Annotated in this window: 17 protein-coding genes; 13 read left to right on the top strand and 4 right to left on the bottom strand. The window is 39.9% G+C overall.

Going from position 1 to position 15238, the window contains the following annotated elements:
- Window positions 1-100 precede the first annotated feature (100 nt).
- The 9 genes from PQ511_RS06330 to PQ511_RS06290 all read left to right on the top strand — a co-directional run bounded on the left by PQ511_RS06330 (window position 101) and on the right by PQ511_RS06290 (window position 6926).
- Window positions 101-565 carry a DUF3939 domain-containing protein gene (locus tag PQ511_RS06330; protein ID WP_273851051.1) on the top strand — a complete coding sequence of 155 codons (465 nt, stop codon included), beginning with the start codon at window positions 101-103 and terminating at the stop codon, window positions 563-565.
- A 55-nt stretch (window positions 566-620) separates the two neighbouring features.
- On the top strand, window positions 621-1127 hold the full coding sequence (locus PQ511_RS06325; RefSeq protein ID WP_273851050.1) for a DUF4178 domain-containing protein: 507 nt from the start codon (window positions 621-623) through the stop codon (window positions 1125-1127).
- 14 nt (window positions 1128-1141) lie between these two features.
- Window positions 1142-1813, top strand: a complete 672-nt coding sequence (locus tag PQ511_RS06320; protein WP_273851049.1) for a PspA/IM30 family protein — start codon at window positions 1142-1144, stop codon at window positions 1811-1813.
- Between the two features lie 26 nt (window positions 1814-1839).
- Window positions 1840-2400: a DUF4247 domain-containing protein gene (locus PQ511_RS06315; RefSeq protein WP_273851048.1), complete on the top strand. Its 561-nt coding sequence runs from the start codon at window positions 1840-1842 to the stop codon at window positions 2398-2400.
- A 16-nt stretch (window positions 2401-2416) separates the two neighbouring features.
- Entirely contained in the window at window positions 2417-2812 is a 396-nt protein-coding gene (locus PQ511_RS06310) for a DUF350 domain-containing protein (RefSeq protein WP_273851047.1), read from the top strand.
- A 30-nt stretch (window positions 2813-2842) separates the two neighbouring features.
- On the top strand, window positions 2843-4387 hold the full coding sequence (locus PQ511_RS06305) for a polyamine aminopropyltransferase (RefSeq protein WP_273851046.1): 1545 nt from the start codon (window positions 2843-2845) through the stop codon (window positions 4385-4387).
- A gap of 101 nt (window positions 4388-4488) precedes the next feature.
- The gene (locus PQ511_RS06300) at window positions 4489-5166 is read left to right on the top strand and encodes a metal-dependent hydrolase (RefSeq protein ID WP_273851045.1); all 678 of its coding nucleotides are present in this window, start codon (window positions 4489-4491) and stop codon (window positions 5164-5166) included.
- 105 nt (window positions 5167-5271) lie between these two features.
- The gene (locus PQ511_RS06295; protein WP_273851044.1) at window positions 5272-5508 is read left to right on the top strand and encodes a hypothetical protein; all 237 of its coding nucleotides are present in this window, start codon (window positions 5272-5274) and stop codon (window positions 5506-5508) included.
- A gap of 107 nt (window positions 5509-5615) precedes the next feature.
- Entirely contained in the window at window positions 5616-6926 is a 1311-nt protein-coding gene (locus PQ511_RS06290; RefSeq protein ID WP_273851043.1) for a DRTGG domain-containing protein, read from the top strand.
- Between the two features lie 33 nt (window positions 6927-6959).
- Here the strand turns inward: PQ511_RS06290 and PQ511_RS06285 are convergent, their stop codons facing one another.
- Window positions 6960-7271: a YtpI family protein gene (locus PQ511_RS06285; RefSeq protein ID WP_273851042.1), complete on the bottom strand. Its 312-nt coding sequence runs from the start codon at window positions 7269-7271 to the stop codon at window positions 6960-6962.
- A 108-nt stretch (window positions 7272-7379) separates the two neighbouring features.
- Between PQ511_RS06285 and PQ511_RS06280 the strand changes: the two genes are divergently transcribed.
- Window positions 7380-8315: a DHH family phosphoesterase gene (locus PQ511_RS06280; RefSeq protein ID WP_273851041.1), complete on the top strand. Its 936-nt coding sequence runs from the start codon at window positions 7380-7382 to the stop codon at window positions 8313-8315.
- 56 nt (window positions 8316-8371) lie between these two features.
- On the opposite strand, the gene PQ511_RS06275 is transcribed toward PQ511_RS06280, so the two are convergent.
- The 3 genes from PQ511_RS06275 to PQ511_RS06265 form a co-directional block, all read right to left on the bottom strand.
- Complete coding sequence (locus PQ511_RS06275) at window positions 8372-8563, bottom strand: YtzJ family protein (protein ID WP_273851040.1); 192 nt, start codon at window positions 8561-8563, stop codon at window positions 8372-8374.
- A gap of 96 nt (window positions 8564-8659) precedes the next feature.
- The gene (ytrI, locus tag PQ511_RS06270; protein WP_273851039.1) at window positions 8660-9166 is read right to left on the bottom strand and encodes a sporulation membrane protein YtrI; all 507 of its coding nucleotides are present in this window, start codon (window positions 9164-9166) and stop codon (window positions 8660-8662) included.
- Entirely contained in the window at window positions 9163-9498 is a 336-nt protein-coding gene (locus tag PQ511_RS06265; RefSeq protein ID WP_226656346.1) for a YtrH family sporulation protein, read from the bottom strand. The genes ytrI and PQ511_RS06265 overlap by 4 nt, the downstream gene beginning before the upstream one ends.
- A gap of 205 nt (window positions 9499-9703) precedes the next feature.
- Between PQ511_RS06265 and PQ511_RS06260 the strand changes: the two genes are divergently transcribed.
- From PQ511_RS06260 to PQ511_RS06250, 3 genes are all read left to right on the top strand, one after another.
- Window positions 9704-13051, top strand: coding sequence for a DNA polymerase III subunit alpha (locus tag PQ511_RS06260; RefSeq protein WP_273851038.1), 3348 nt, complete (start codon window positions 9704-9706; stop codon window positions 13049-13051).
- A gap of 133 nt (window positions 13052-13184) precedes the next feature.
- On the top strand, window positions 13185-14423 hold the full coding sequence (gene ystJ, locus PQ511_RS06255) for an NADP-dependent malic enzyme (RefSeq protein WP_420541666.1): 1239 nt from the start codon (window positions 13185-13187) through the stop codon (window positions 14421-14423).
- Window positions 14424-14590: 167 nt separating this feature from the next.
- Complete coding sequence (locus tag PQ511_RS06250) at window positions 14591-15238, top strand: FadR/GntR family transcriptional regulator (RefSeq protein WP_273851036.1); 648 nt, start codon at window positions 14591-14593, stop codon at window positions 15236-15238.

Below are 15238 nucleotides of genomic sequence, written 5' to 3'. Positions count from 1 at the left end.
TGTATAAAGCAGCAGTAGCTGCTTTATTTTTTTTAAAATATCCTTGCATGAGAGGATTTTCTTTATTGAGTACGGAACATTAGAGTTGGGAGGTGAAAACATGGCCTTTTGGAGAAAAAAGAATGACCAACATAAGGAAGAACTGCCAACAATCATCGAGGCAACTCTTCATGAAATACGACAGGCAGTCGGTACTTTCTCAGAACAGAAGCGAGATGGTATCTCGTTAAAAGTTCTTGTGAAGGATAACAATGAACTTGATACTTCTCTTCTCGTTACACATCTTGGCGGGATTCCATCAAAAGCATTTTACATGTCAAAAGAGACATTCGAGCTTTTTGAAGAAGAACATCGTCATATTCCATATTGGATTGATAAGGTACAGAGAGCGGTAGATGCCTATATTCATTCTGAGAAGGAAGTTCCGATTATTGAAGGAGATCCGTTTCAGAAAATTAGCTTCTTTAAGTTGGAAAAGAAAGCTCTTTTAACGGAACGCCCCCCATTGGAGTTCTATTATACCGAGCAAGAGGGAATGGTTTCACATCGAAAGCAGAATAAATAATGGGAACATTTATAGATGTCATTCGTATAAAAGTAGAAGGATGGGAGGCGAGGAGATGAGTTTTTTATCAAAGATCTTTGGGAAGAAGGAAGAAGAACCGATTAAAGAAAGGACGGTATTTTCAATTCAGGTTGGTGATATTGTCACTTATGACCTTGAGGATTATGAAGTTGTCGGAACGCTTACGTATCAGAATAAAGGGTATAAATGGTACGCATACCAGCTGAAATCGGGGTCATCATCTATTTGGTTGAGTGCCGAAATGGATGATGAGCTTGAGCTAGGCATTTATCGTAATCTTAAAGAAAAAATTTCAAAACCAATTCAGAAAGAGATAAGCATTGACTCCATTACGTATTACAGAGAGGAACACGGTATTGCCAAGGTGACTGGCGTGGGACGGGGAAGTAATGTAAACGGGCAGGAAGTCGAATACCACGATTTCTCAAATGAAGATGAAACAAGTTTTCTATCCATTGAAATTTGGGGTTCAGAAGTTGAAGTGAGCAAAGGATATGCAATTGAAGAGTATGAAATTAAAATTCTTGCAGGAAGCAAATGAGAGGATGATCGTAAATGTTTAATATGTTTAAACGAGTTAAAACAATTATGTCTTCTGAGTTAAACGCGGCACTTGATAAGGCGGAAGATCCGGTTAAGATGCTAGAACAGTTTATGAGAGATATGGAAGCGGACATCCGTGAAGCAGAAACAGCGGTAGCAAAACAAATTTCGAATGAAAAAATGTTGAAAAAGAAATGGGACGATGCGAACGCAATGGTTTCAAAGCGCCAGGATCAAGCGATGAAAGCTTTGGAATCTGACAATGATGAATTAGCTAGAAGAGCGCTTCAGGATAAGAAAGATCACGAAGCAAAAGCAGAAACACTAAAAACCTCTTATGAACGGGCGAAGACAGATGCAGATTCTCTTCGTTCAAAGTTAGATGAGATGAAAGAAGAATACCGTCAAATGCAACTGAAAAAAGATAGCCTAAAAGCTCGAGCGGAATCTGCAAAAACAAAAACGAAAATGAATCGTGCGATGTCTGATATTGGCGGGGATGACTCGAGACGTGGATTTGAACGAATGGAAGAAAAAGTACTTCAATATGAGGCAGAAGCTGAAACAAGTGAGGATATGCGTTCTAAAAATCGTTCTCTTGATGATGAGTTAGATGCATTGGACAAAAATGACGACATTGATGATGAATTAGCAGAACTTAAGAAAAAAATGGGGAAAGAATAAACTTTCCCCTTAAATGGGGTGGAAGAATGAAAGGGCTCACAGGGTTACTGGCAGCATTCATTCTGCTCTTATCGGCATGTGGAATTACGAAGGATATTCAAGAAATTGTCGAAGACCGTTATCAACTTGAAGATGTTGTAGAGAGTAGCGTTGATTCAAGCGATGTCTCAAAGGTCTACAGTGCTGAAGAAGATATTCCTTCTGTCGCCTCTTACTTAAAGGAGCAAATAAAGCCGAATGAAGTCAGTGAATTAAAAGACGGTAAGCAAATACTCGTTTATGATGACTATATCGTTACGTTAGAAGATCGTAATGATGAATCAAAGACACTTGTTGAAGTCGCTACAGTTGGGTTTGTGCGCGATAACTATCGCCCTAGCTTCTTTGATGGATTGCTAGCTTATTATATTCTAGATGAAATTCTTGATGTAGATGATTGGGGGAAGAAACAGAAAAACCGCTGTTTAAATGCCACTGGGAATTGTTATGGAGGATATGGGTCTACTGGAGGTTCCTATAAAGGACCAACCACAATCCCATCTTTTAGAGGATCGAGTCGCGGTGGCGGGCCAGGAACAGGAAAATAAATGTAGGAGGGTTACTATGGGACCGTTTTTATTAACTTTTGTTTACTTTATTGCAGCAATTGTGGTTGTAGCAGTAGGGTTAATTATTTTTGAATTCATTACGACGAAATACAAAGATTGGGAACAGGTTGAGCATGGAAATACAGCAGTAGCACTTTCGATCGGTGGTAAAATCATTGGGATCTGCCTTATATTGGCGTTTGCTATTTACCATAGTGCAGACGTAATTGATACCGTTATTTGGGGAGCTTATGGTGTTGTGCTGCAACTGGTGGCATATTATATTTTTGACTTTCTTACAAGGCGCTTCTCTGTGGAGCAGAAGCTTAGTGAAGGTGTTGTATCAGTAGGTGTCCTCTCCATGTGTGTTTCAATTGGTTTAGGACTAGTAATTGGGGCATCAATTACGTAAAAAAGAAATGAACAGCTGAAGGTGAAAGTCATGAGCAGGACGTTTAGTAAAAGCAGTCAATTGTACTGGGCTTCAGGAATTGTATCAATCTGCGGTATTATATTTGAAGTGCTGTTTGGCGCATTAGGTTCTTACATACTAGGTGATGGGGTTAAGCAATATACGTTAACCATCTCTCTATTTCTAACTGGAATGGGGATCGGTGCCTCCCTGAGTGAAAAAGTGGTCAAAAACTTAATTACAAGATTTATTACAATTGAACTTCTTATTGGGTTAATAGGTGGGTTTTCTAGTTTCACAGTGTTTGGAATTATGGCTGTTGCAGGAGAAGAAGCAACTGCAATCGTACTTTATTCGATCATTCTTATGATTGGTGGATTAACGGGCCTAGAATTACCAATATTGATTCGAAAAGCGAACGAAATTGGTGTGGAAATGAACAAAAGCACAGCAAGAGTACTTTTCTCTGATTACGCTGGAGGGCTGGTAGGAGGTTTGTTATTCGCCTTTTTCTTACGACCGGAATTCGGGTTAGTCAAATCAGCCTTTCTAGTCGCTATCGTAAACATACTCGTTGCACTTTGGATGGTATATTCATTTAGGAAAGAGATGGTTTACCCTATCATTTATACGATGGTTTCTTTTCTTTTATTTTTACTTATGATTGCAGGTGCTATTTTTGGTGAAGAAATGGCTTTCTCCTTTGAACAGCGCCTTTATAACGATCCCATTATTTTCTCTGAGGAAACTTCTTATCAAAAGATCACTTTAACGAGGGAACAGGGAGATCTTAGACTCTACTTAAATGGACAGCTTCAGTTTAGCTCAAGTGATGAACATCGCTATCACGAAACATTAGTTCATATACCGATGTCGACTGTGAAAAATGCGGAAAATGTTCTATTGCTTGGGGGCGGAGATGGACTTGCGGTTCGAGAGCTTTTAAAATATGATAGCGTAAAATCCATCACTGTAGTGGATTTAGATCCTGAAATGGTGAAACTCGCTAGCGAACATCACTTATTAACTGATCTAAACGAGCATTCACTTGAGGATAAACGTGTTCACGTTCGGAACGAAGATGCTTTTCAATATATCAAAAAAGAGGAAAAAGCATTTGATGTCATTATTGCTGATCTTCCTGATCCAAATAATGAATCGTTAAACAAGCTATATACGTGGGAGTTCTATTCGTTACTACGAAATCATTTAGAATTGAATGGGGCGTTAATGGTTCAAGCAACAAGTCCGTTGTTTGCAAGAGAAGCATACTGGACAATTGCCCGAACGATTGAAGAGACTGGTCTAGTCACTTCGAATTACCATGTCGACATTCCGAGTTTTGGTAACTGGGGATTTGTCATGGGGACGAGAGAGCCTGTAGATCAAGCAGAGCTAACAATCTCTGTTCAAACGGATTATCTATCCAGTGACATGATCCCCTCTCTTACTGTATTTGGAAAAGATGAAGATCAACAGATGATAAGGGAAGGTAAGACGGTTCGGTTTGAACCGAACACGCTCATTCAGCCTCATTTGATTGAAAAATATGAGAGGGCATGGTTGTATTATTAGTTTAGATCATGTTGTAAAGGGAACTGATTAACTAAAGTAAACCTTTTTGTAAAATTCTCGGGAGAGGATAGACATTTCAAATGCTAAAGGAGCGATAGTGAATGAATGTTACATTTCATGGTCATTCAGTTGTTGAAGTTGTCACGGATAAAGCTAAAATTTTAATTGATCCTTTTATTTCAGGAAATGGTCAATGCAAGCTAGACGCTAATGAAGTGACGTGCGACGTTATCTTGCTTACTCATGGACACAATGATCACGTCGGAGATACAGTCGATATTGCCAAACGAAATAACGCTTTAGTCGTGGCTCCATTTGAACTGGCTACATACCTTGAATTTAAAGGTGTCAATGCTCATCCAATGGCTATTGGTGGAGGGCATCAATTTGAATTTGGACATGTTAAGCTAACACAGGCATTCCACGGTTCGAGCTATACAGAGGAAGAAAATCAGCAAATCATCTACACCGGTATGCCATCGGGAATTCTTTTAAGTGTAGAAGGCAAGACAATTTATCATGCTGGTGACACTGGACTATTTTCAGATATGAAACTATTATCCGATAAGTCAATCGATCTCGCATTCTTACCAATTGGTGATAATTTCACAATGGGACCAGAGGATGCGGCTATTGCAGCCAAATGGATCAAAGCTAATGTTACAGTACCAATTCATTATAATACGTTTCCACTTATTGAACAGGATGGTCAGGCATTTGTTGACAGTCTTGAAGGGGAGGGTAAGGTTCTGCAATCAGGCGGATCAATAGAATTATAACCCAACAAAAAACCGATGCTCAGCATCGGTTTTTGTGTTGGATAAGCGTATTAAATTAGCTGTTTCAATCATACCCTTTTAGAAAGACAATAAGGGGGGATTGGTGTGAAACAACGATTGTTTCTATCTGTGCTGTGTATCCTTTTTTTAATGTATGATGCGATTCCACGTTTTCAAATTGACTTAACACTTGAAGGTGCTTTTTTTAGTCTATGGCTTCTCTTTGCCGTAATGGCTCTTGGCGGGAATTTGGCAGGACTGTTTTTTGGAAAAAGAGAAATCAGGCACGTGCCAGAAGAGGATTTGCAAGTCGAATCACGAAAAAAACAATACAGTCGTTGAAGTTATAGGGCTGAGTTATGTATAATGAAGTCAATTCAAACACCACTATAACAGAAGTAGTTTATCTACTGATACAGATGTGAACGGAGAAAGTATGGTGAAAGAAATTGACAACGAAACATGAACAGATTCTCGAATACATTGAGACGTTAGAAGTTGGTAGTAAGATATCTGTGCGTCAAATTGCAAGAGAGCTGAAAGTGAGCGAAGGAACAGCCTATCGAGCGATTAAGGATGCCGAGAATAAAGGAACAGTTAGTACTATTGAACGTGTAGGGACAATTCGAATTACAAAAAAAGAAAAAGAAAACATTGAAAAACTCACTTACGCAGAAGTGGTCAATGTCGTGGATGGACAAGTGCTTGGAGGGAGGAACGGACTACATAAAACCCTTCATAAATTTGTAATAGGGGCGATGAAGCTAGAAGCAATGATGCGTTACGTAGATCCAGGGAGTTTACTGATTGTTGGTAATCGGGACAATGTTCACAAAATCGCCCTTGAGGCTGGAGCTGCTGTTCTCATTACAGGAGGGTTCGACGCGCAGGATGACGTGAAAAGAATGGCAGACGCCTACGATTTACCGATTATCTCTACCACCTACGATTCGTTTACGGTGGCAACAATGATTAATCGAGCAATCTATGATCGATTGATAAAAAAAGAAATTGCTTTAGTCAGTGATATTTTAACCCCTCTAACGAAAACAAGCTTTCTCGTAACGACAGAATCCGTAGGTCGCTGGCACGAATTAAATGAAACAACGCTTCATAGTCGCTATCCAGTTGTCGATCCTAATATGAAAGTGCAGGGAATCGTTACTTCAAAAGATATCCTTGGGGAGCGCCATGAAACGCCGATATCAAAAGTAATGACGAAGCATCCTTTAACCGTAAATGAACAAACATCAGTTGCTTCTGCGGCTCATACGATGATCTGGGAAGGGATTGAGATGTTACCGGTTCTCGACCAGTACCATCGTCTAATTGGGATTATTAGTAGACAAGACGTTTTAAAAGCGCTCCAAATGATTCAACAGCAGCCTCAAATCGGTGAAACGTTTGATGACCTGATTACGAGTCAGATTAAAGATGTCTCAACGAGTTCAGAAAGTCGATACAGCTGTGAAATAACACCACAAATGACGAGTCTCCTCGGGACGTTATCTTATGGGGTAGTGACAACCTTAGTGACCGAGGCGGGTAGCAGAGTATTGAAGAAATACAAAAAAGGTGATTTAGTCGTCGAAAACATTACGCTTTACTTTATAAAACCGGTTCAAATCGACCATACCATTGAAATCGTTCCAAAAGTACTTGAAGTTTCGCGGAAATTCGGTAAAGTAGATGTGGAAATCTATCATGATGGCTCAGTTGTGGGAAAAGCACTTATGATGGCTCAACTTATTGATCGATGAAGAAAACCGCCAGTGAAGTGGCGGTTTCATTATTCATAAGGTGTTTCGTTTCATCATATTTGCCTCTTCAATGGCAAAAGGAAGGTAATGACGGTATTTTTTGTAGCCGACCACCACGTTAACAAGTCCAAGTAATAGAAAAACCGCAGCGACAATAAACGTAACTGTTGATAATGTAACGGTAAGTGAATTGATCGCAAAAAAGATTAGAAAAAGTCCTAGTGCAATGCTGGCTTTTGAATGAAGCCATTGAGTTGTTGCTACACCATTATGGCGAACAGCTTTCACTCGATAAAATAAGTAGAAAACAATGGAAAAGACTATTAAGATAACAAAGATAGGCATAGCAGCTTTCCTCCATATTCAGGGTTCTTTTCTATTGTATAGAAGATAATCCTGAAAATCTATGTCAGAACAATAACAATTGGGAATGCAGCTGAAAGGAGAAGCTTTATGAAAGAGAAAATATTAGAAGTGATCGAACAATATGAAACGATCATTATTCATCGACACGTTCGACCAGATCCAGATGCGCTCGGATCGCAGGGGGGACTTGCTGAGCTTATTCGTACGACTTTTCCTAGGAAAACCGTATTTACTGTAGGAGAAGAAGAGCCGTCACTAACCTTTTTAAATCGCATGGACAAGATCTCGGACGAGACGTATGAAAACGCGCTAGTAATTGTCTGTGATACAGCCAATCAACCACGCGTAAGTGATGAGCGCTATCGAAATGGCAAGTTTCTTATAAAAATTGATCATCATCCAAACGAAGATCCTTATGGTGATCTTCTATGGGTCGATACGTCTTCAAGTTCTGTAAGTGAAATGATTGTTGATTTGTATCTTACAGCAAGGGAAAGAGGATACGAGCTTTCTGAAAAAGGTGCATTTCTTCTGTATGCGGGAATTGTAGGAGATACAGGGCGATTTATGTTTTCTAATACAACGCAACGTACCTTTATGTATGCTGGGGAGCTTTTAAAGTTTGGTATCGATACAGGCTCTTTATATAAAGAGTTATATAAGACAGAGCAGCACATCGCTCGTTTAAATGGCTATGTACTGCAACATTTTGAAACATCAGAAACAGGTGCAGGCTGGATGAAGATTACAAAAGAAACAGTCGCTTCTTACGGAGTAACCGCTAGTGAAGCATCTCAGCTTGTGAATACATTCTCAAATGTAGCGGGTTTGAAAGCATGGGTATTCTTTATTGAAGAAGCAGACCAAATTCGTGTACGTCTCCGTTCGAAAGGGCCAATTGTGAATCAGATCGCCGCTCAGTTCAATGGCGGTGGTCATCCGATGGCTGCAGGGGCTACCGTTTATTCTTGGGAAGAAGCAGATGAGGTTCTTGCTGAGCTAGAAAAAGTGTGTAGCGAATAAAATCCAAACAAAAAGACCGGGATCTTCTTTAATAAGAGATTTCCGGTCTTCTTTGTTTACCCTTGTTCCTGTGTTTTGGGTATAAACCATGAACCAAAGCTTGTCACGTCTTCGTGTACGTCGATGTTAAGAGATTGCAATTCCTTCTTAATCAGAGCAGTCATTTCGTGGGACTCTGCGTAAGCGGATCGGCCATTCATTAAATCAGCGATTTTTGATCTCGCGATTTGTTTGCGATCAATAACCATCGCGCCACCTCCTAGTTTTCTATATTTTTATCATATACTACCGCAATGAAAATTGCGACTTGTCTGACAAAAGGTCACAAAATAGATTTATTTTCGCTACTGGACGAGCTTAATTGCAAGCTCCACTTCAACTGTTGTCCAAAGGATGAATTGCTTTACTTCAAATCCATATTTCACGTCATCAATTAGTAAGGTTTTATTTTCTAGAGCGGAAATGATAAAGCTTCTTGTACGGGATATCGCTCCAAGATCTTTATTAAGAAGGTCGTTTAATTCACTTTGAATTTCCTTTTTTAGCTCATGACGAGTTAAAGAATTAAGTGGTAATTCCTTATCTTTCTCAAACGTAACCTCAATGTTTTTGACAAGAAGTGTTTTCTCGATCTCGGTATTATTGGAATTTTCTTTATCGTCAAGTAACGTTTGATTTTGCATTTTCAAATCAGAAATTTCGATTTTCTGCTCTTTAAGTGTAGTAATTTGTTTTTCGTACATAATGCCAAAGAGCATAAGAAAGAAAAGCCATCCAAAAATTACTCCTACCGAAAGACCAGCAAGAAATCGCTGCCAGCCTTTTCGAGCATAAAGAGGGGGGACTCTCATAACGATGAACGCTCCTGGGTTAGCCAGTTAATGATTTCCATGCCAGCTTGAGCCCCACCTAGAGCACAGAAAATCCATAGGAATTGTCGCATGATTTCGTCTGGTGAACCGCTTAGAAAGCTCCTTTCCATATTATTAATTGTATCGAATGTCCCACCGATCGCTGCAGCGATCGCCCAGATTTTTAATCGCTGTGCCACAATAAATATCCAGTGTAATGGAGGTTCGCCGGAGAGGAAAGCTCCGATCCCTCCAATAAGAGACCCCCCGACAATTACGCCAAAGGCTACAAAAAAAGCAATAATTAAGGTGACAAGTGTTACTCTCTCCATTTTGATTCCTTCTTTCGTATCAATTTCTTAAACGCTTATATCTTTATCGAAAAATCGAAGGAATTGCAGTGACGTTTCAGAAATAGGGAAGTCTTTTAGTACAGCCTATGCAAATAGGAGAGAATGTTATGCTTGATAATGTTTGTTTGAGAAGCTTGAAGTATCTATAATAGAAAGTAACAGCAAATTGAGAGTGGGATTAGTTATGGAATTTGTGCATCTTCGTGTTTACAGTGAATACAGTCTTCTAGACAGTCCAAGTCAGATTGATTCACTCGTTGAATCAGCAAAGCAAAAAGGGTATTCCTCGCTTGCTCTGACTGATAAAGGAACAATGTTTGGCACAATCCCTTTCTACAAGGCGTGCATAGCAAAAGGGATTAAACCGATTATTGGTCTTGATGTCCGAGTGGGCAATCGCGCTTTTCTTCAAACACGCGATCAATTTGATAACCTTGTGTTGCTTGCGGTAAATCAAGAAGGTTACGAAAATTTATTGAAAATTAGTACACATATGCAATGTGCATCGGGAAATGTTTCTTACATAGAAAAAGAAGACTTATATGAGAACGCAAACGGTGTAATCGCTCTTTCTGGTTCTCTTTCTAGCAAAATAGGGCGAGAGCTTTTACATGGTGAAGAAACGACCGCGTTTGAAATGGCGATGGAGTTTCACCGCGTATTTAAGGAAGGGTTCTACCTTGAAATGCAGGATCATTCCCTGCGTGAAGAAAGGCAGCTAAACTTGTTGCTTTCTGCATTTGCGAAAAAGGCAAATCTCCCATTAACGATCACGAATGCAGCTCACTATATTAACAGAGAAGATGGAGTAGCCCATGATTGCTTGAGGTGTATAGACACTGGGCAACGATTTGAGGACAAAGCTCATGTCGCACTGCCTAACCATGAGTACTATTTAACATCGCAAGACGAAATGACGAGTCGATTTAAGGGTTATGAAACTGCTCTTGCCAATACCTTTGAAATTGCTGCTAAATGCTCAGTGAAATTAAACTTTGATCAAACACACTTACCCCGATATCCGGTACCAGATGAGTTCAGTGCATTTGAGTATTTACAACAAATTTGTTTCCACAACCTAAATGAGCGCTATCTGAATCAGGATGAACGTTTAACAAAGCGATTAAATTATGAACTTTCTGTTATTAACGACATGGGATTTAATGACTATTTTCTAATTGTCTGGGATTTTATGAAATATGCCCATGAACATCACATGATTACTGGGCCAGGGAGAGGTTCTGCAGCAGGGTCTCTCGTTGCTTATTTATTGCATATTACTGATGTGGACCCTATTGAACATAATCTTTTATTTGAGAGGTTTTTGAATCCCGAGCGTGTCACCATGCCTGATATAGATATTGATTTTCCAGACGTTCGAAGAGATGAAGTAATTGACTATGTGCACGACAAATATGGTCATGATCATGTCGCACAAATCGTTACTTTCGGTACACTAGCAGCAAAAGCTGCCATACGTGACGTAGGACGAGTATTGGAGGTAGATAACAAGCTTCTTGATGCCATGTCAAAAGCCATTCCATCTAGACCAGGCATGACATTAAAGCAGGCAAAAGCGGAGTCTAAGGCGCTTAAAGATCTCATTACTTCATCTGAAGACGGGCAACGTGTTTTTGAGATTGCAAGTACAATTGAGGGGCTTCCACGTCATACATCTACCCATGCTGCTGGCGTGGTGATCTCAGCTGAGCCTCTTACGCGTCATGTTCCTTTACTTGGTGGTCATCACATTAATCTAACCCAATTTCCTATGAATGATTTAGAAGAGATTGGTCTATTGAAAATGGATTTTCTTGGGCTTCGTAATTTAACTCTTATTGAAGGAATATTAAATGACATTGAAGGCGAAACAGGTGAACGGCCCTCTCTTTCGAACTTCTCAATGAATGATCAAGCTACCTTTTCGCTTCTACAAAAAGCAGATACGACTGGGGTGTTTCAGCTTGAATCTGACGGTATGCGTCAAGTCCTTAGAAGGTTAAAGCCGACGGAGTTTGAGGATATTGTCGCTGTTAATGCACTTTATCGACCAGGTCCAATGGAAAACATCCCTCTCTTCATTTCAGGTAAACATAATGAAAGAAAAATAGAGTATCTTCATTCCGATCTTGAACCTATTTTAAAATCTACGTATGGGGTTATTGTCTATCAAGAACAAATTATGCAAATCGCTTCAAAGTTGGCTGGATTTTCTTTAGGAGAGGCGGATTTATTGAGAAGAGCCGTATCTAAAAAAAAGCGCGAGGTTCTTGAAGCGGAAAGAGAGCACTTTGTTCAGGGATGCTTGGAGAATGGTTATCCGCAAGATACAGCTCTTAAAGTGTATGAGTATATTGTTCGGTTTGCGGATTATGGCTTCAACCGAAGCCATGCGGTTGCCTATAGTGTCATTGCTTATCAACTCGCCTATTTAAAAGCAAATTATTCGCGCTATTTCTTTTCGAGTCTTCTAAATTCAGCAATTGGAAACCAGGATCGACTGGCGATGTATTTAGCTGAAGCAAGGCAAAAGGGTATGAAGATTCAGCCTCCTTCAATTAATCATAGTCAGGAAATGTTTACTGTGGAAAAAGATACCGTTCGATTTGGGCTTCTCCCTATAAAAAATGTGGGAAAGAATGCCATTGAGGAGATCGTGCAAAAAAGAACGCATTCATACAAAAGCCTATTTGATTTATGTGCTAGAGTTTCGCTGAAAGTAGTAAACAAACGTGCACTTGAATCAATGATCTTCGCTGGTGCTATGGATGAATTTGGTGTAAGTCGTTCTTCGATGCTTGCCTCTTTAGAAGGTGCTATGAATTACGGATCTGAACAAAGTGGTCAGGAAGGCTTTTTCCAAGACGGAGAAACGGAACCAGCTTACGAATCCGTGCCGCCGTTTGATGAAAAAGAAATGCTTGATTTTGAAAAAGAAGCGATTGGTTTTTACTTAACAGCTCATCCACTTGAACCTTATTTAGAAAAGTTAAACGGGTATGTTAGGGACGTTACGAAGGATGCGGTTACAGCTGAGGATCGTGCGCCACTTAGATTGGCTGTGGAAGTATTAAAGGTTAGAAGTATTCGAACTAAGAAAGGTCAAATGATGGCATTTCTTACGCTTGGCGATGAAACAGGTGAAATGGAAGGAGTAGCTTTTCCTGATGTTTGGGAGAAGATGGAGAGTTTGTTGAGCAAAGGACAATTCTTATATATTGATGGCGTTGGTCAAAAACGAAATGACCAAACGAATATCATACTATCGAGAGTCATGAAGTTAGCAGATATTAAGCCAAAGAAACCAAAGCAAACGTTATTTCTTAAAATAGAGCCTCATCACGAAAGCATATTAAGTAAGGTGAAGGAAGTGCTTCTTCAACACACGGGAAATACCGAGGTTGTTATTTATTATAGTAAAACAGAAAGAACGGTGAAGTTAGGCGATGAATGGCTAGTAAACCCTGATTCTGACTGTGTTAATGCGTTGAAAAAACTGCTTGGTGGGCGCAACGTGGTGAAAAAGCCGTGATGAAAATCTTTACAGCAAATGGTGATTTGTTATAATGGTGAAAATAGAGTGGTCTGACCACTGCCCAAATGTACTAGGGGAATTTTAAATATAGTCTAATGCTTCTGAAAAAAGGAGAGTGGAATGATTGTCCATTACAAGAGAAGAAGCTCTACATATTCACAGAGTGAGGCAAGGAAAGTTAGAATCCAAATCAAAAGTACCGGTTCGAAATGCGACGGATCTAAGTCTAGCTTATTCACCTGGAGTAGCAGAGCCATGTAAAGAAATTTATGATGATAAGAATAAAGTTTATGAATATACGATGAAAGGTAACATGGTAGCGGTTGTATCAGATGGGACTGCGGTACTTGGGCTTGGAAACATTGGACCTGAAGCTGCCCTTCCGGTTATGGAAGGAAAAGCTGTCCTTTTCAAAAGTTTTGCCGGAGTTGATGCATTTCCAATTTGTTTAAACACAACGGATGTCGATCAAATCGTGCAAACTGTTAAGTTAATGGAGCCTACCTTTGGTGGCATTAATCTTGAAGACATCGCAGCTCCAAATTGCTTTGTTATCGAAGAGAGATTGAAAAAGGAAACAAACATCCCAATTTTCCATGATGATCAACATGGTACAGCGATTGTAACAGTAGCGGGACTTGTGAATGCTCTGAAACTATCAGGCAAGAAGATGAGTGAAATTAAAGTTGTGATTAATGGAGCAGGAGCAGCTGGTATTGCGATCATCAAACTTTTGAATCGTTTTGGGGTAAAGGATATTATCATGTGCGATTCAAAGGGAGCGATTTACGAAGGTCGTTCTTATGGAATGAATGATGTAAAAGCGGAAGTAGCCAAATATACGAACCGTGATAAGGCAGAAGGTTCGCTAAAAGAAGTTATTGTGAACACGGATGTCTTCATTGGGGTTTCGGTTGAAGGCGCCCTTACAAAAGAAATGGTGGAGTCAATGAATGAGGATCCTATCATTTTTGCTATGGCTAATCCTAATCCTGAGATCATGCCTGACGAAGCGAGAGAAGCAGGAGCTAGAGTGATTGGTACAGGCCGTTCAGATTTCCCAAATCAAATTAATAATGTACTTGCCTTCCCTGGCATCTTTAGAGGGGCTCTTGATGTTCGAGCTACTCATATTAATGAAGACATGAAAGTAGCAGCTGTACAAGCCATTGCAGAATTAGTTGCTGAGGAAGCTCTCAATGCAGACTATGTGATCCCTGCACCGTTTGATCCTCGTGTAGCGCCAGCTGTGGCGGCAAGCGTAGCAAAAGCTGCTATGGAAACTGGCGTAGCCCGTATAAATGTCGACCCTGAAGCTGTTAAAGATAAGACGCGTTCTCTTGCGATCATTGAAGCAGATAACGAGTAAGTGGGGAAGAACTTGACTTTCTCACTTTTTTCTTGGAATGTAGTGATGGAGAACAATTTATATGCTGTTCGAAAGCAGAACTCAAAAGAGATTTCGAGAATGACCGATGAATTTTCCAAATACGCTAACCTTCATATGCTTTTGCCAAGAAAGGGTGTTGATTTCGAATGACAACCCAGGGGAAAGTCTATCAGAATATACTTCAGAAGATAAAAGCGATTATCTATAATGACGGTTTACAAACCGGTGATAAGCTCCCTTCGGAAAGGGAGCTTTCTGAGCGCTTAAATGCCGGAAGATCTTCTGTACGGGAAGCATTACGATCAATGGAAATGCTTGGTCTTATTGAAACGCGTCGCGGAGAAGGAACTTTTATTGCTAATGCTAGAGATCATCGACTTGTTGAAGTGATTGCCTCTTTTATTCTAAAAGATACGAAGTCGAAAGCGGATTTGTTGGAAACAAGGAAGTTAATTGAGAAAGATATTTTACGAGTAGCTTGTGAGCGAATATCAGACGAATATATTTTTCGTTTAAGAACTATGATGGATCATAAGGACAACTCCTCAGATCGAGATATTTTATCGACTGAGTTTGATACAGCATTCTTCCGAGTCATTGTTTCATCCTCTGGTAATCATTTGCTCATGCGCTTATGGGCTGAGCTTGCAGATTACCACCAAACGATTTGGCATCAGTTGACGTTTCGCCCCACTTATTATTATGAAGCGATGATTGATGCGCTTGCTTCTCGAAACCAGGAAGCGGCGATTAATCTTTTAGATCAGTATGAAATGAAAAAAACGGAAGAATAG

Origin of the sequence: Guptibacillus spartinae (assembly GCF_028610625.1) — a bacterium.
GTDB lineage: Bacteria > Bacillota > Bacilli > Bacillales > Guptibacillaceae > Guptibacillus > Guptibacillus spartinae.
The sequence above is the reverse complement of the archived record's forward strand: the minus strand, read 5'-3'. Positions and strand labels throughout refer to the sequence as shown.